15 protein-coding genes and 9 tRNA genes are annotated in these 16,902 nt (G+C 31.9%); 8 read left to right on the forward strand and 16 right to left on the reverse strand.

All coding sequences use genetic code 11. The features are described from left to right. A partial coding sequence (locus ACMOUI_RS13180; RefSeq protein ID WP_418966157.1) for an alpha/beta fold hydrolase occupies nt 1-802 on the forward strand: 802 nt, incomplete at its 5' end. A gap of 37 nt (nt 803-839) precedes the next feature. On the opposite strand, the gene ACMOUI_RS13185 is transcribed toward ACMOUI_RS13180, so the two are convergent. The 6 genes from ACMOUI_RS13185 to ACMOUI_RS13210 form a co-directional block, all read right to left on the reverse strand. Further along, a tRNA-Met gene (locus tag ACMOUI_RS13185) sits at nt 840-916 on the reverse strand. A 3-nt stretch (nt 917-919) separates the two neighbouring features. Beyond that, nucleotides 920-994 (reverse strand) — tRNA-Gln (locus tag ACMOUI_RS13190). Between the two features lie 3 nt (nt 995-997). Then, a tRNA-Lys gene (locus ACMOUI_RS13195) sits at nt 998-1,073 on the reverse strand. Between the two features lie 8 nt (nt 1,074-1,081). Beyond that, a tRNA-Gly gene (locus ACMOUI_RS13200) sits at nt 1,082-1,157 on the reverse strand. A 17-nt stretch (nt 1,158-1,174) separates the two neighbouring features. Next, a tRNA-His gene (locus ACMOUI_RS13205) sits at nt 1,175-1,250 on the reverse strand. 6 nt (nt 1,251-1,256) lie between these two features. Continuing rightward, nucleotides 1,257-1,344 (reverse strand) — tRNA-Leu (locus ACMOUI_RS13210). Between the two features lie 349 nt (nt 1,345-1,693). On the opposite strand from ACMOUI_RS13210, the gene glmS reads away from it, so the two are divergent. Both glmS and ACMOUI_RS13220 read left to right on the forward strand, forming a co-directional pair. Further along, nucleotides 1,694-3,514 (forward strand): glutamine--fructose-6-phosphate transaminase (isomerizing), encoded by a 1,821-nt coding sequence (glmS, locus tag ACMOUI_RS13215; RefSeq protein WP_418966158.1) that lies wholly within the window; start codon nt 1,694-1,696, stop codon nt 3,512-3,514. A 93-nt stretch (nt 3,515-3,607) separates the two neighbouring features. Continuing rightward, the gene (locus ACMOUI_RS13220; protein WP_418966159.1) at nt 3,608-4,462 is read left to right on the forward strand and encodes a DMT family transporter; all 855 of its coding nucleotides are present in this window, start codon (nt 3,608-3,610) and stop codon (nt 4,460-4,462) included. Nucleotides 4,463-4,475: 13 nt separating this feature from the next. Here ACMOUI_RS13220 and ACMOUI_RS13225 read toward each other — a convergent pair whose 3' ends face one another. From ACMOUI_RS13225 to ACMOUI_RS13260, 8 genes are all read right to left on the reverse strand, one after another. Continuing rightward, complete coding sequence (locus ACMOUI_RS13225) at nt 4,476-5,015, reverse strand: hypothetical protein (RefSeq protein ID WP_418966160.1); 540 nt, start codon at nt 5,013-5,015, stop codon at nt 4,476-4,478. An 11-nt stretch (nt 5,016-5,026) separates the two neighbouring features. Then, entirely contained in the window at nt 5,027-6,409 is a 1,383-nt protein-coding gene (locus tag ACMOUI_RS13230) for a TonB-dependent receptor (protein ID WP_418966171.1), read from the reverse strand. A gap of 12 nt (nt 6,410-6,421) precedes the next feature. Next, nucleotides 6,422-6,853, reverse strand: coding sequence for an NlpC/P60 family protein (locus ACMOUI_RS13235; protein ID WP_418966161.1), 432 nt, complete (start codon nt 6,851-6,853; stop codon nt 6,422-6,424). Nucleotides 6,854-6,878: 25 nt separating this feature from the next. Further along, nucleotides 6,879-7,265 (reverse strand): META domain-containing protein, encoded by a 387-nt coding sequence (locus tag ACMOUI_RS13240; protein ID WP_418966162.1) that lies wholly within the window; start codon nt 7,263-7,265, stop codon nt 6,879-6,881. A 50-nt stretch (nt 7,266-7,315) separates the two neighbouring features. Beyond that, a complete protein-coding gene (locus ACMOUI_RS13245; RefSeq protein ID WP_418966163.1) occupies nt 7,316-8,587 on the reverse strand; it encodes a hypothetical protein in 1,272 nt (423 codons plus the stop codon). 288 nt (nt 8,588-8,875) lie between these two features. Then, a tRNA-Thr gene (locus tag ACMOUI_RS13250) sits at nt 8,876-8,951 on the reverse strand. A 9-nt stretch (nt 8,952-8,960) separates the two neighbouring features. Next, nucleotides 8,961-9,045: transfer RNA gene (locus ACMOUI_RS13255), tRNA-Tyr, on the reverse strand. A 7-nt stretch (nt 9,046-9,052) separates the two neighbouring features. Beyond that, nucleotides 9,053-9,140, reverse strand: a tRNA-Leu gene (locus ACMOUI_RS13260). 156 nt (nt 9,141-9,296) lie between these two features. Between ACMOUI_RS13260 and ACMOUI_RS13265 the strand changes: the two genes are divergently transcribed. Further along, on the forward strand, nt 9,297-10,070 hold the full coding sequence (locus ACMOUI_RS13265) for a threonine/serine exporter family protein (RefSeq protein WP_418966164.1): 774 nt from the start codon (nt 9,297-9,299) through the stop codon (nt 10,068-10,070). Beyond that, nucleotides 10,070-10,498: a threonine/serine exporter family protein gene (locus tag ACMOUI_RS13270; RefSeq protein ID WP_418966165.1), complete on the forward strand. Its 429-nt coding sequence runs from the start codon at nt 10,070-10,072 to the stop codon at nt 10,496-10,498. The genes ACMOUI_RS13265 and ACMOUI_RS13270 overlap by 1 nt, the downstream gene beginning before the upstream one ends. On the opposite strand, the gene ACMOUI_RS13275 is transcribed toward ACMOUI_RS13270, so the two are convergent. Continuing rightward, entirely contained in the window at nt 10,454-11,899 is a 1,446-nt protein-coding gene (locus ACMOUI_RS13275; RefSeq protein WP_418966166.1) for a PLP-dependent aminotransferase family protein, read from the reverse strand. The genes ACMOUI_RS13270 and ACMOUI_RS13275 overlap by 45 nt on opposite strands. 164 nt (nt 11,900-12,063) lie before the next feature. Between ACMOUI_RS13275 and ACMOUI_RS13280 the strand changes: the two genes are divergently transcribed. Together ACMOUI_RS13280 and ACMOUI_RS13285 are read left to right on the forward strand one after the other, a co-directional pair. After that, nucleotides 12,064-13,473: an MATE family efflux transporter gene (locus tag ACMOUI_RS13280; protein ID WP_418966167.1), complete on the forward strand. Its 1,410-nt coding sequence runs from the start codon at nt 12,064-12,066 to the stop codon at nt 13,471-13,473. Continuing rightward, nucleotides 13,433-14,773, forward strand: a complete 1,341-nt coding sequence (locus ACMOUI_RS13285) for an MATE family efflux transporter (RefSeq protein ID WP_418966168.1) — start codon at nt 13,433-13,435, stop codon at nt 14,771-14,773. The genes ACMOUI_RS13280 and ACMOUI_RS13285 overlap by 41 nt, the downstream gene beginning before the upstream one ends. Before the next feature lie 25 nt (nt 14,774-14,798). On the opposite strand, the gene ACMOUI_RS13290 is transcribed toward ACMOUI_RS13285, so the two are convergent. Next, entirely contained in the window at nt 14,799-15,437 is a 639-nt protein-coding gene (locus tag ACMOUI_RS13290; protein WP_418966169.1) for a flavodoxin family protein, read from the reverse strand. A gap of 120 nt (nt 15,438-15,557) precedes the next feature. Here ACMOUI_RS13290 and coaBC point away from each other — a divergent pair, with 120 nt between their 5' ends. After that, complete coding sequence (gene coaBC, locus ACMOUI_RS13295; RefSeq protein WP_418966170.1) at nt 15,558-16,736, forward strand: bifunctional phosphopantothenoylcysteine decarboxylase/phosphopantothenate--cysteine ligase CoaBC; 1,179 nt, start codon at nt 15,558-15,560, stop codon at nt 16,734-16,736. Nucleotides 16,737-16,902 lie beyond the last annotated feature (166 nt).

Raw genomic sequence — 16,902 nt, forward strand, 5'->3', positions numbered from 1 at the left:
AACAATAAGAGAAAATAAAAAAATAAAGGTAAACATTTTAGGTGAGGGAGAGCCAATAATTTTTGTTCACTCATATCTTTGGGATAAAAATATGTGGATACCACAACTGAAAGAGCTCTCAAAACATTTTAAATGTATTGCTATTGATCTATGGGGACATGGTGAATCAGATGCTTTAGATAAAAATGAACCTTGTGCTCTCAAAGATTTAAGTAATGATATAATCGCTATTGCTAACCAACTTAATATTGATAAATTCTACTATATTGGTCTATCTGTTGGAGCTATGTTGGGAACTTATCTTGCATTAAATTATAGTAATAGAGTCAAAAAGCTAGTTCTAATGGATGGTTACTCTGGAGATGAGCCTTTGGTAACTCAGGAAAAATATCTTAACCTACTAAGTGCTATTGAAAATCTAAGACATATACCTGAAGAACTTGCAAATATAATCGCTCCTATGTTTTTTAGCAAAAATGAGTCTACTGTACAGGGTACTCTTTATAAAGGATTTAAAACTGAATTACTAAGCAAAAAAGAGAAAAATATTGATACTATTATCAGCTTAGGAAGAGAGATTTTTCAAAGAGAAAATCTTTTAAATGAGATGGAAAATATTAAAAATCCTATACTGTTCATGGTTGGAGATGAGGATATGCCTAGACCCCCTTATGAGAGTCTTGAAATGCATAGATTGGTTAAAAATTCTGAATTAGTGGTTATCCCACATGCTGGACATATATCTAACTTAGAAAATCCTAAGTTTGTAAATTCTCAAATTATTAACTTTATGAATAAATAAAAAAAGCACAGATTAATCTGTGCTTAAAATTTCTAAATGGTGCCTAGAAAAGGATTCGAACCTTCGACCGCTCGGGTATGAACCGAGTGCTCTAGCCAACTGAGCTATCTAGGCAAATGGCTGGGGTGGCTGGATTCGAACCAACGCATGACGGAGTCAAAGTCCGTTGCCTTACCGCTTGGCGACACCCCAAAGTGGTGCGTCATACTGGGCTCGAACCAGTGACAACACGATTAAAAGTCGTGTGCTCTACCATCTGAGCTAATGACGCATTTTTTATGGAGCGGGAGACGAGGGTCGAACTCGCGACATTCAGCTTGGAAGGCTGACGCTCTACCAACTGAGCTACTCCCGCATTTTAAGAAATTTTTATGGGGTGACCGACGGGATTTGAACCCGCGACAACCAGTGCCACAAACTGGCGCTCTACCAACTGAACTACGGTCACCATAAATGGTGCCTGGGGCCGGAATCGAACCGGCACGCTATCAGATAGCTCAGGATTTTAAGTCCTGTGCGTCTACCTATTCCGCCACCCAGGCGTTGTTTTTTTCGCTTTCGCTTTCAACAAAATAATAGTACCATTTTTTTCATAAAAAGTCAACAAGTTTTTTTATTTTTTTGAAAAAAATTTTTATTGCAAGTTTTTTCAACTTATGATACCATGGAATAACTCTATATTTGGAAGAATTAAAAAGAACACAAGCGCCAGAACTTTTTAAGTTGACGAGGACTGGAATTATCGAATATTCGGCGGATATTCCAGAGGTGACTACAACCTTAGACCTTCTACAAATCTAAAAGGCGACTTTTAGGACAAAAGAAAGTAAGTAGTGATTCTTCTTAAATATAAAGGACATTGAAAATTAAATATTTTAAGGAGGATTTTTTATGTGTGGAATTGTTGGTTACATAGGAAAAGGAGATGCAAAAAGCGTAGTTTTACAAGGACTTGAAAAACTTGAGTACAGAGGGTACGACTCTGCTGGTATCGCCATTGTAAAGGATTCTAAAATTATAGTTGAAAAGAAAAAAGGTAAACTAAAAAATTTAGAATCTCATCTAGAGGGAATGGATTTAAACTCTCATATAGGAATCGGACATACAAGATGGGCAACTCATGGTGAGCCGTCTGATAAAAATTCACACCCTCATTACAGCGAGGATATGTCTATTGCAGTAGTTCACAATGGTATAATTGAAAACTACTCTTCACTAAAGAATGACCTTATTCAAAAAGGGTATCATTTTAATTCTGATACTGATACTGAAGTGGTAGCACATCTTATCCACTCTCTTTATAAGGGAGACCTGTTTAATGCGGTTACAGAAGCAATCAAACTTCTTAGAGGAAGTTATGCTCTTGGAATTCTTCATAAAGATTTTCCTGATCAAATTATCTGTGCAAGAAAGGATAGTCCACTTGTAATTGGAATTGGTGAAAATGAGAATATTATAGCTTCTGATGTTCCTGCACTTCTAAAATATACTAAGAATGTGTATTTTTTAGAAGATGGAGATATCGCAAGATTGACTGCTAACTCTATTGATATTTTTGACAAAACTTTAACTCCTGTAGAAAGAGAAGTAAAAGTTATTGAATGGGATTATGAACAAGCTACAAAAGGTGGTTTCCCTCACTTTATGATCAAAGAGATTTTTGAACAACCTAAATCTATTGAGGAAACTTTAAATAGAAGAGTTCAAAATGGAGTTATCGATTTTTCTGATGTTTTATCTGAGTATGAGATTGAAAAATTTGATATGATTCATATTGTTGCTTGTGGAACTGCTTATCATGCTGGTCTCCAAGGGCAATATGCATTGAGAGAGATTTCAAAAGTTAACTCTTTAGTTGAAATTGCCTCTGAATATAGATATATGAACCCTTTTGTCAATGAAAATACATTAGCTATTTTTGTGAGCCAATCTGGTGAAACTTTAGACACATTAGCAGCTTTAAAGGAAGCTAAAGCCAGAGGAGCTAAAACTCTAGCTATCACCAATGTTGTTGGTTCTACTATCTCTAGAGAAGCTCATAGTACTATCTATACTATGGCTGGACCAGAAATTGCCGTTGCATCAACAAAGGCCTATACAACACAAGTAACTATTTTCCAGCTATTAGCTCTGTATTTAGCTGAAAAAAAAGGAATAATCTCTAAGGAGAAAGTGGACGAGTTCATACACTCTCTATACAGTATTCCTGAAAAAATCAAAATCTCTCTAGAGAATACTGCTGTTATTAAAACTGTTGCAAACTTTATGAAAGATAAACACAATGGTTTTTATATTGGAAGAGGTGTAGATTATGCTACAGCTTTAGAGGGGTCTTTAAAAATGAAGGAAATCACATATATTCACACTGAAGCTTTCCCAGCTGGTGAGTTAAAACATGGTTCTATAGCCTTAATCGAGCCTGGAACTCCCGTTGTTGTTATCGCTATGCAGTCAAACCTTTTGGAAAAAACAATATCAAATATAAAAGAACTTAAAGCTAGAGGAGCACATGTTATAACTGTTGCAAGAAAATCTTGTAAAGAAGCTATAGATGTATCTGATGAATTTATTGGAGTTGAAGATATTGAAGATGTTTTCTCTGTTTTACTTGCCATTATTCCTTTACAACTTTTATCATATTTTACATCAGTAGATAAAGGAATTGATGTGGATAAACCTAGAAATTTAGCTAAATCAGTAACTGTTGAATAATCAAAAGGAGCCTAAGGGCTCTTTTTTTATACTCAACAAGTAGAATTTAATTTTTTTTCATGTTATAATATCCTCACTTTAGGAGGTCTTAATATGAATGATAGATTAAAAGGTACTATTTGGATGTGCATTTCCGCTTTGGGAATGGCATTAATGGGTGCTACTGTTAAGTTTATTGGAAGTGAAATATCAACTTTTGAGAAACTTTTTTTTAGAAATCTTATTGGAGTAGTTATGTTACTATTCACAATGAGGGGACAAAACATAAATATTTGGGGTAGTAGTAATAGAAGCAGGTTATTTATGATCTATAGATGCGTTCTAGGATTAACTGGTGCAGTTTTATACTTCTATTGTATAAATAAACTTTACTTAGCTGACTCCGCTTTATTAAATAAACTTTCACCATTTTTTGTAACTATTTTTGCAACGCTGTTTCTAAAAGAAAAGTTGGAAAGACATCAAATCCCAATATTAATTGTTGTTTTATTTGGTGCTCTTCTTGTTATTAAACCTAAGTTTAGTTTTGAGATGCTTCCAGCTCTAGCAGGATTTTTATCCGCTATTTTTGCAGGTGGAGCCTATACTCTAGTTAGATATCTTAGAACTATGGAGGAGCCATCCACTCTGGTTTTATGGTTCTCTGCTTTCTCTATGATTGGTATGATTCCACCCATGTTAGTAGAAGGATTTGTGATTCCCAATGGAGTTCAACTCTTCTATCTTATTTTAACTGGTATTTTTGCAACTATCGGACAAATAGGATTGGCACATGCCTATAAATACGCTTTAGCTAGCGAAGTTTCCATATACCAATATCTAAGTATCATATTCTCTGCAATAATAGGATTTATATTTTGGAAAGAGATACCTGATATTTTAAGTGTAATTGGTGGATTGATTATCATAGGTGCTGCCATTTTTAATTACAAACTATCAAAAAAGTGATTGCATTAAGCAATCACTTTTTTATTTCATCTATTACACTACTTAATCTTATATTTTGTTTCTCCTTATATATCTGATATTCCGGTATTACTTTATCATCTATAAAATAGTATGTTCTATTGTCTAATCTATAACTTTTCAGAGGATAACTCTCTATCACAACATCTTTTTTATCTATTTTTATAACTGTGGAGCAACCTTTTTTACAAGGCTCCTTGGGAGAACACGTTTTAAAACAGTCCTCTTTTTCATAGATTTTATATGAGATATATCTACAACATATTGGTCTTAAACTATAAATTAAACAAGTTCCCAAAACTTTATCATGAAAATAACAGGTTTTTTCTTTCGCTTTATTCTTTACTACCATCTCTTTTATCTCACTATTGGCATTTAAAAACTCCAGTATCTCCTTTTTCTCATCTATAGATATCAGAGCATAATCTCCATTACAACACCCACATGGATTAGAAGTTTGATTACATATTCTCTCTCCATTTAAATTCACTATCTCTTTTTTTGCATCATCTAATATATCTCTTAATCTTTTCATTTTCTCATCCTTTAAAATGTATATGAAACTCCCACAGTTATAGTTCTTCCAATAGCAGGATAATACTGTCTTCTAAATTTCCATTCATTGTTTTCATAGTTGTCATCCCAATATCCAGCATACTCATCATATTTTTCATCAAATATATTTTCAATTCTACCTGTTACCATAAGATCAGAAGTTATTTTATAATAAGCAGATAGATCAAAAGTTACATACTCTCCTGAGTTTTTACCTCTTAAGTTCTCTAAGTCATCCAAATCATATGACTGACTATAATAGATTCCTTCAAAAGTTGTAGAAAATTTTTCAGTAAAATCATATGTTAATCCACCAGTTATTTTCCAGTTAGGCACACTTGGAATTTCAGACCCAGCATACTCTCCATCCACTACCTTACTTTTAATATAAGTTATAGATGATTTCAATGTTAACTTATCTATATAGTGTTCTAAAACACCTTCAAATCCAACTCTTTCAGTTTTTCCAATATTGTAGTTTACCATACCTGAAAATTCTGGAGGTATAGCTGAGTATATCTCATCATGTGTCTTTTTATAAAATGTGGACATAGATAGATATGTATTATTAACAAAATCTTTAAGCCCTATCTCTATTGTATCTTGAACTTGAGGTTTTAATTTTTCTGAGTTCTTTGTATATCTCATTTCAGAAGCTGTTGGAGTTCTAAAAGCTCTATTGTATGAGATATAAGTAGAACCTGTATCAGAATATAAATAGTTGGCACTTAACTCATAGGAGTAGTTATTATACTTACTATCATCCTTTGTTCCAATCTTATCCCAATTGTTTAAACTTGCATTTCTCCAATAGAAATTATATTTTGAATAGTCATATCTTATCCCTTGGCTCAATTGTAACTTTCCATATTCATATTTATTCATAAAAAATGTTCCAAAATTCTCTTTAGTGGAATCTCCAGATTGTACATTTTTATAACCTGTTATCTTATCTTTGCCATTTTCTCCTAACCCTGTTACCTTCTTATACTCCTGTCCAACTGAGTAGGGTTTAAAAGCCTCATCTAAATAGTCTACACCCACTATAAAATATCCTTCTGGGCTATAGTTATGTTTTATTTGAGCCTTTACATATTTTCTCTCATCATCTCCATCTCTTTTAAAACTTCCATAGTATCTATTTCCATTATCTCTACTAAAGTTACTATTTTTTCTATAATAGTAATTTCCATACATTAAGAACTCTGTATCTGGAGATATATTTTTAGTAATTTTTAAATAGTTATCATTGGATTCATATTTTGAACCAGAAATTTTCCCAGGATTTTTTCTATCATTATCAGAAATATATCTTGGAACAGCTACTCCCAATCTATTTTTATCTCTATTATAGGTATAACCATGATACCCTATTTTATAACTTTCTTACAAAACTTTTCTCACTTGCCAAAAGTGGTCACTCCAGTAGTCATCTATATCTGAAATTATAACCCCTCTTGAGGTAGATGCATGCATGAATCTATTCTTTCCTAAATAAACTCCCACATGACGAGTTTTTCTCCACCCTATTTTAAAGAAAACTAAATCTCCAACTTCCCAATGATTACGTTTTTTCACTTTATCACCCTCTTGGGCCATTTTTTTCGTTGTCCTTGGTAAAGTTGTAGCAAACTTCTCTTTATACAAGTGTTGCATCAAGGCTGAGCAATCTACACCACTTTTTGTAGTTCCGCCTAACCTATACTTAGTTCCTTTCCAACTTTTATAAAAAGTAGTTATTTTAGCTACTCTTTCATTTCTTTCTCTTTCACTAATTCTAGCTGATGAACACCCTGTAAATAAAACTAAAATAAACAAAAGCAAGATTTTTAAAAAAACTCTATTATTTTTTAACAAAATTTAACTTTACTCCTGAATTTGTAATTAGAACAATTCCGTCTTTAGTTACTTCAATCTCTTTTGATTCTTTAAGATTCTTTAAATACTCTTGCTCTTGTTCCATTAAGTTTTCAGGTCCCATCATTCTAGTAGAACCAGGTTCTTGAATCGAAATTTTATTCCCTTCCAATGTATAGTTTGCAAAGTATCTGTTAACACTTGAAGTTCCAGCAACTTTATCCTTTTCAAAAGTGATATCTATTTCACTTTCTGGAAGAACTCCTTGAAGAGCATATGTATTTCCAACTATTTTGGAAGCTATATCCTCCTTCTTACCAAAACACCCTACAAATAACATCGTTGCAATTAAAAACAGTATTATTTTTTTCATTCCTTCACCTCTTTTAAGAATTGTTATGCCCTATTCTAACATGTAAAACTTTAATTCTCCATATAAAATTTTAACTTTATTCTATCAATTATTTCATTTCTATTACTTAGAATATCATACTTTAATTCCATCCCCTGGTTAAAGTTGTTTAACTCATCAAAAGATACCGACACTGTGCCATCCTCAACCTTAACCTTCATATTTTCTAAAGAGATAATCTCTGAATCTCCTTCACTATCTATATCTTTCTCTAAATCTCCAATCTTTATTTTTAAGTTTTTATAATTTTTTTGAACTTCATTTATAGACTCTATCTCATAATATCTTTTCCCATCATTTGTATTATCTATATAAATTTTTTCCCCTTCTCCATACCAATTAGTTATTCCTATAGTTTTAGTAACTTCATTCATTCCATCAATAATAATTATTTTATCTATCAATACTTTTTCTAAATCTCTATACTTAACCTTTAAAATATCTCCCGAAATTTTATAATTCGAGTTATATTCAATATCTTTTGGTAACTCTAGCCCTATAAAAATCTCTTTGGAATTCTTAAAGATATTTTCACTATCTCTCTCCTCCACAAAAACTTTCGGATATTTTTCTATTAAAGGAACTATTTTTACACTGCTTATATATTGGTTTTCTTCTGCATTTTTCCCCTCTATTGAGGCTTCTTTGCTCAAAATAACTTTTAACCCTTCTAAGTTTTCCCTATTTTTAGTTATCTCTAAATCGTAGTCATTTAGTGCGATTTTTTTTACAACAAGATATTTTTTGTTGTATTCCTGCTTTTTTAAAATAGGAGTTTTATAATCAAAATCCAAGTATATATCTGGATTAAATTTAGGCATTGATATCTTCATCTTCTGTATATCTTTCTTTTCAGGATATATATATTCAATCTCCAACTCATAACTGCCATCTTCTAAATTCCACTCAGAGATCATCACATCTATCTTTTGACGATTTAAAATTACCCATCTCAAATCTATAACCAATCCGCCTAAGTCTAATCCCTTTATATCAAATGCATACTTTTCCCAAGTGACATCTGTTTCCCTAATAACTTCTCCGCTTCTCTTTATTATAATTTTTTTTAAATCTTTTTCAATTTTTAAATTTTTCCCTTCAATATTTACACTAGAAAAATAACCTACTGTATTTGGGTAATTTGCAACTGGTATATCTGAAAGTGTCAAATAGTAACCTTTTCCTAATAAAGGTTCATCAACCTTATAATTAATTGAAATGCTGCTCTCCTCTCCCATAAGTTTTAAACAAATTAAAAGCAGCAATATAAATATTTTTCCCATATCTCCCTCCCATGTACTTTTAAATCAGTGAAGTCACTGCCCTGATATACTTCAATAGGCTGGTAAACCTCTACCAACCCCTTCCCGAATATTTATACTTACATTTAGATTTTTGAATTACCAAAATTTAACGCTTAACTCATACTCTCCACGCTATGATAATATCATATTTAAAATTAGTAGTAAAGGGAGTAAAGTTATGAACAGAAATAAAAGTAAGAGATTGGTTTCCATTACAAAATAGAAAAAATAAAAAAAACTCCTTTAAAAGGAGTTTGTACACATCTATGGTGCCGCTTATCGGAGTCGAACCAATCACCTACTGATTACAAGTCAGTTGCTCTACCAGATGAGCTAAAGCGGCTTATAAAAATGGTGGTGAGAGAAGGATTCGAACCTTCGAAGGCAGAGCCGTCAGATTTACAGTCTGATCCCTTTGGCCGCTCGGGAACCTCACCACTTGTATGGTGCCTGGGGCCGGAATCGAACCGGCACGCTATCAGATAGCTCAGGATTTTAAGTCCTGTGCGTCTACCTATTCCGCCACCCAGGCGTGATTGCTTTCGCTTTCAACAAATTAATAATACCATAATTTAAACTTTCTGTCAATAACTTTTTTTATTTTTTTTAATAATGTCTCTGTTGCTTTTTCCAAGCTTTAATGCTACTATTAATTATGTTTTAAATTTTTATAATTATAGGAGATTTTATGCTTAAAAAACAATTAATTACCGAACACCATGTTCTTCAACTAGCAACTTTCGCCGGAAAAATAGTCTTGACCAGTGGTGGAGAAGTTTATAGAGTCGAAGATATTATTTCACGTATTGGACAACATTTTAATTTAAAAATTGATTGTTTTGCAACACTGACATGTATAATTGTTTCTGGAAAAAATGCTGATGATGAAGTGGTCTCTTTAGTTGAAAGAATAAGCTCTCGTTCAACTAACTTAGATAAAATCCATCAAGTTCATAAATTGATTAGTGAAATTGAAAAATACTCTTTTTCAGAGTTAAAAAAAGCTTTAGAAGCTATTAATAAGATTCCATCCTATGGATTTGGTATGAACTTTATCGCTTCTGCTCTGGGAGCTGCAAGTTTTGTAGTTTCATTTAAAGGTGGTCCCAATGACTTTGCTGCTGCATTTGTCGCTGGATGTGGAGTAGCTCTTTTTTCATATATTGTTTCTGGATTACAACTGAATAGTTTCTTTACGAATCTGATCTCTGGTGCTATCTGTGCCTTTGTTTCTAATATGTTCTATGTTGGAGGAATTATTACCAATCCATCTATTAGTATCATTTCAGCCTTAATGCTTTTAGTTCCTGGAGTGGCCTTTATCAACTCCATAAGAGATATTATAGCTGGAGATTTGGTTTCGGGTACTTCCAGAGCTATGGAGGTTCTTATGATTGGTGGAGCAATAGCTATTGGAGCCGGACTTGTTACTAAACTATTTTTTAATTTTGGAGGATTTTAATGCTTTTATTAGAAGTTGTTTTCGCTTTTTTTATCACTGTTAGTTTTGCAGTCCTTTTTAATGTTAGAGGAAAATTAATTATATACTCTGGAATTGGAGGAGCTATCAGTTGGCTATTTTATCTACTTTTTATGAAAGAGGGATTCTCTTATTCAACTTGTTATCTTTTAGCCACAGCTATCACTGCTTTTTACTCTGAAATAATGGCAAAAAAGTTACAAACTACGGTTCCCACTCTACTTATAGCAGCTCTTATCCCAATGGCTCCTGGAGGCGGAGTTTACTATACTATGTTATATTTAATTCAAAATAAATATCAAGAATCTATTTTAAAAGGAATGGAAACCTCAATAATTGCAGGTTCTATGGCATTAGGTATAATTCTAATAACTACATTCTTTAGAATTTTTCATCATACAAAAAAATAATGTTTTTTCTAATATCTCCAGCCCTACTTTTATCTCATCTAGGGTTGGAGATATAAAACTCAATCTTATCTTACAAACATCTCTCTTATCCTTATAAAAAAGTGCTCCTGGTAATAGAGCTACCCCCTTTTTTTTACACTCTAAATAAAACTTTTCTCCATCTATTTCATCTGATAGCTTGACCCAAATAAAAAACCCTCCTTTAGGCTTATGTAAGATTTCTAAATTTTTAACTCTTTCTAACATAGTTAGGCATAACTTCTGTTTCTCTCCAAACTCTTTTCTCAAATTACTTAGATGTTGGGATAGTTTATTGCTCACTATAAATTTTTCTAAAATTTTTTGATTCATTCCAGAAGTTGTCGTATCCAGTCCATACTTTATTAAAAGAACTCTTTCAATAAGATTTTCGGGAATAACCATCACAGCTAAACCTATCCCTGGCATAAGAGTTTTTGAATATGTCTTTATGTATATCACTCTCTCTTTTCCAGCTTTATCGATGCTTTTTAAGGAGTATGGTTTTTCACCAACATAATAAAAATCTGAAAAACTGTCATCCTCTATTATGTAGAAATTATATTTTTCAGCAAGATTTAAAAGTTTCTTTCTCTTTTCTAGAGACCATGTAACACCTGTAGGATTTTGAAAATTTATACACTCATACACAAAGTCGATTTTTTCCTCTTTTAGAATCTCTTCAAACTCATCCATATCCCAGCCATCATTTTTTATATCTAAAGTTCTTATATTACACCACCCTTTAAATATATTAAGAGCATTTGGATAAGTTGGGTCTGACAGTGCCACTGTTGGTTTTGTCTCCTTTGAAAAGAGCTTTATAGCTATATCTAAGGCCTGCTGAGTTCCAGATGTAATTTGAATATTCTCTTTTTTTACAAAGATGTCCTCCTTTTCAAACTCCTCTGAAAGTAGTCCTCTTAAACTATCCACACCCTGCACACTTTGATATTGGAAAATCTCTCCTCCATATTCAGCTATAACCTCATTAAAAAATTTTTTATAATCTTCAATAGGAAAATATTCAGAACAAGGAGTTCCGTTGGAAAAGTTTATCTTTTCATTTTTTAAACTTTGACCATATTTAAAACTCTCTATTAAAGGTATCTCTTTTCTTTCCACTTTAAACTCACAGAACTCTTGGACAAAGCAACCTTTTCCAGATATTTTTTTTATTAACCCCTTTTCCTCTAAAAAATTATAACTTTGAATAACCGTATTTTGATTTATATCTAATTTAATAGCCACTTGTCTAATGGATGGCAACTTTGTTCCAACCTTTATATCCCCTGATAAGATCTGTTTTTTTAAGCAATTATATATCTGCAGATATAATTTTTCTTTTAAATTCTTATCTATATAAATATTTATTTTTGACATAAACATCCCCTTTTAAACATCACTTATTTAATATATAATACAACTATTTTTTCTATATTCCAATCACTTATTTATATATTAAACAAAATTGATTTTCTCAATCATTTGATATATAATTAGAGTTATATTATCTTTTACTATATTTTAATAAACTGGGGGAATGAATGAAAGAAAAACACAAAGAAATGGGAGAGCAGCCCATCGGTCAACTGCTTTTAAAATTTTCGCTTCCTGCTATGATTGGGATGTTTGTAAATGCCCTGTACAATATTGTAGACAGAATCTATATTGGTAACATTCCTGAAATTGGACCTATCGCTATTGCAGGTGTAGGAGTTGTTTTTCCAGTTATGATAATCTCCTTAGCATTTTGTCTTTTAATTGGTTTGGGTGGAGCTACTAATATCTCTATTTCATTGGGACAAAAAAAGAAAGATTTAGCTGAAAAGTTTTTGGGTAATGCCACAGCTCTTGCCACTATTTTTGGTATAATCTTAACCATTATAACAATTTTTACAATGGATCTATATATTGGAAAATTAGGTACAAGTCCAATAACAGAGCCATTTGCCAGAGATTACCTAACTATTGTTGCTTTAGGTTTTCCTTTTTTAATGGTGGGATATGCTACTAATGCCGCTGTAAGATCTGATGGAAATCCAAAAATTTCTATGATTACACTTTTGCTAGGTGCAATAACTAACATCATCCTGGATCCTATCTTCATATTTGGATTAAATTTGGGAGTTAAAGGAGCTGCCTTTGCTACAATTATCTCACAAATTGTTTCTGCAATTTGGACTGTTGGATACTTTCTCTCTAAATATAGTGGTATTAAATTACATTTTAAAAATCTACTATTACAATGGGAAAAAGTCAAAGATATTTTTATAATAGGTGCTGGTCCATTTGTTCTACAACTGGGTTCAAGTGCTGTAAACTTTATTTTAAATAGCAGTCTTATGAAATATGGAGGAGATACCGCTGTTGGTGCTATGACTATTGTTAATGCTGTAAATACCTTTATTTTTATGCCAATTTTTGGTATAAATCAGGGGGTTCAGCCAATTTTAGGGTTTAACTATGGTGCTAAACTCTTTCATAGAGTTAGGGAAGCCTTTATTTTAGCCGTAAAGGGAGCTGTTACAATCTCTACAATTGGATTTTTAGCTATTCAATTTTTATCCAAATATTTTATAGTTATTTTTACCAGCAATCCTGAGCTTTTAGATGCAGCTGCAAAAGGGTTAAAAATCTTTACTTTAATGTTTCCATTTGTAGGATTCCAAATTATAGCTGCGGTATATTTCCAGGCTATTGGGAAACCTAAGACAACTATGTTTTTAAGTCTATCCAGACAAGTATTATTTTTGATCCCTCTTGTTTTAATCTTTTCTAAAATTTGGGGCGTACGTGGTGTGTGGATGGCTATACCGACTGCAGATATACTATCTGTTACTGTTACTTTTATTATGACCAAAAAAGAGATGAAAAATCTTAAACTTTTAGAAAAAGAAGAGGACTTGAGAAAAAATGCCAACAAAATTCAATCAACTAGAGAATCAACCGATTAATAAATTGTTCTATAAATTTGCCATTCCTGCCTCTATTGGAATGCTTGTAAACTCCCTTTATGTCGTTGCAGATGGAGTTTTTATATCAAGAGGTATTGGAAGCGTGGGGATAGCTGCTGTTAATATCGGTTACCCTATAATAAATCTAACAGCTGCTCTAAGCCTTATGTTTGGAGCTGGAGGAGCTACTTTAATATCTTTAAAAAGTGATAATCAAGATTTTAAAAATAAAAGTTTTACCTATACAATTGTTTTAAACCTTATTTTTTATATCTTAATCGCTTCTGTAGTTTTTATGTTTCCCAATCAAATAATGAAATCTTTGGGAGCGACAGAGCTTTTACTACCAATGGTTAAAGACTATATGTATCCCTGCATAGTTGCTACTTTCTTTTTAATGCTATCCACATCTTTAAACGCTATTGTTAGAAATGATAATGCACCTAGAAAAGCTATGAACTCTCTTTTCATTGGAGCTATTACCAATATCGTTTTGGATTATATTTTCATTTTTATTTTAAATATGGGAATTGAAGGTGGAGCTTATGCCACTGCAATTGGTCAGGTTTTATCAGCAGTCTATCTATGTATGCACTTTCCAAAATCCACTTTTAGACTTTGTTTTGATATCAAGGATATACAGTGGAAATTAATGGGTAAAATCTGTTCCTTAGGGTTTTCATCATTTATTTTAGAGTTTGCAGTTATGGTTATAACAATCCTTCTAAACATAACTCTTTCTAAAACAGAAGGGCAGATAGGAGTTGCTGCATATGGAATCATATCCTATTCCTTTGTTATATATAGAATGCTTTTCACAGGTTTAGCTCAGGGAATTCAACCCCTTGTTAGTTTTAACTATGGTCGTCGTAACTATAGAAGAGTTCTTGCTATTTTTAGATATGCTCATAAATTCTGTTTTATATCTACTACAATAGCTTTGATACTAATAAAGTTTTTTGCACTAGATGTTGTTAAGGTTTTTACACATGAATCTCATCTTTTTGAGTATACAGCTAAGGGATTATTTTTATACTCAAGTGCTATTATTTTTGTGGGTGCTAATTTTATGAATATCTCCTATTTACAAGCTATGGATAAGGCATTTTTAGCCAATGTTATATCCGTTTGTAGAGGAGTGGTCTTCATGGGTATTGGAATAATTGTTCTACCTAAACTTCTTGGAGTTGATGGTATCTGGTTAACACTTCCCTTTGCAGATGTATTAACTTTTATATTGACAGTTATAATTTTTAAAATTCTTAAGATAAATAAAAATCTAAAAACTTCAAGTATATAGAAAAAGAGCCTTTTGGGCTCTTTTTTTATCTTATAAAATGTGTATATTTTTTATTCTCTTTTTCAGGTGGTGTTATTTTATCTTTTGTATAATCAACCATTTTTAAAAGCCAAGCCATATTTTTTCCTAAAATTCTCATTATTTGTTTTCCCTCTTCATCTTGCTCAACTTCACCAGGTCTTAATCCATGTATTACACTCCAATAATTAGTCGAAGGCATCAACATCTCTGAATAGTTTAGATAGTTATTCAATTGATCAAATGTCGGTACACCTCCAGAACGTCTCACCGCTACAACAGAAGCTCCAACTTTATGTCTAAACAGTCCTCCATTAACAGATGCCACATAGAAAGCTCTATCTAAAAACGCTTTCATTGTTGCACCTAAAGATGCAAAATGAACAGGAGATCCCAGTAATATCCCATCTGCTTCTTTCATTTTTTGAACCCATTCATTCACATATGTCTCATCGGTCATAACACATTTTTCATCTCTATTTTTTGCGCAGCCATTGCACCCTATACAACCTCTAATAGCTTTATTTCCAACATGAATTATCTCAAATTCCACCCCCTCTTTTTCAAGTTCTTCTCCAACCATTTTTAAAGCCAAATATGTGTTTCCCTTTTCTCTTGGGCTTCCGTTAAATGCAACTACCTTCATTAAAACCTCCTTAACCAATTTAATTATAATCTTAATTATATAACAAATTCTGTTTTTTTTCAGCTTAAAATAGTATAATATATAAAAAAGATTTGATTTTCTTTACTTAGGAGGACAGATATGAAAAATATTTTAATAGGAGTTACTGGAGGTATTGCAGCTTATAAGTCAGCTAATATAATATCTATATTAAGAAAAAAAGGATATAATGTTAAGGTTATAATGACTGAAAGTGCAACTAAGATAATAACTCCTCAAACTTTAGAAACCCTTTCTAGAAATAGAGTTGTTACAGATATGTGGGAAAGAAACCATCAAATTGAAGTTGAACACATCTCACTGGCGGAGTGGGCTGATGTTTTTCTAATAGCACCTGCCACATTTAACATAGTTGGAAAGGTCGCTAATGGTATAGCTGATGACATGCTTTCAACAGTTATTTCCGCTTGTAATAAACCTATCTATTTCGCTTTAGCAATGAATGTAAATATGTATGAAAATCCAATTTTAAAAGAAAATATAAAAAAATTAGAGAGTTTAGGATATAAGTTCATAGAGTCTGACGAGGGATTTTTAGCTTGCAATGTAAATGCTAAAGGAAGATTAAAAAATGAAGCTGAGATAGTTGAAATTATTGAAAATGATTTACAAACTCCTCTTCCTAAACTTTTAAAAGGTAAAAAAGTTTTAATAACAGCGGGACGAACAGAGGAACCTTTAGATCCAGTGAGATATTTTTCAAATAGATCAAGTGGGCAGATGGGATACTCTTTAGCTAAAGTGGCTATTGATTTAGGAGCTGATGTAACTTTAATATCAGGTCCCACTAACCTTGAAATACCAACAGGTCTAAAAGAGTTTGTTAGAGTTAGAAGTGCTGTTAATATGTTCGATGCTGTTATGGAAAGATTTGATAATCAGGATATTGGTATCGCTTGCGCAGCTGTTGCAGATTATAGACCAAAAACTTATTCCACTGAGAAGATAAAAAAGGCTGAAGGAGATTTAACTATTGTTTTAGAAAGAAATCCAGATATACTATTTAATATGGGACAAAAAAAGCAAAATCAAATTCTTGTTGGATTTGCAGCTGAAACTGAAAATATAGTTGAAAATGCTAAGAAAAAATTAGTTAAAAAGAATCTAGATTTAATTGTTGCCAACAATGCAGAAAATATGCAAAAAACAACTAACACTATACAGATTATCAAAAAAAATGGAGAAAAAATAGACTATAAAGAGCAACCTAAAAGTGAAATTGCAAAGCATATTTTTAATGAAATCTTAAAGGAAATTTAATTTGTGATAAAACAGGTTTAACTAACCTGTTTTTTATTGAAAAAAAAATGTAGGATTTTTCAAGTTTATTAAGAAGAATATAAAATGAGTATTTGTATTAATACAAAATAAATATCTAAAATCCTACTAATTAATTTTTTATTTTTAACTAGAGGATATTATTGGG

It is taken from the genome of Cetobacterium sp. (assembly GCF_048470075.1).
Classification (GTDB): domain Bacteria; phylum Fusobacteriota; class Fusobacteriia; order Fusobacteriales; family Fusobacteriaceae; genus Cetobacterium_A.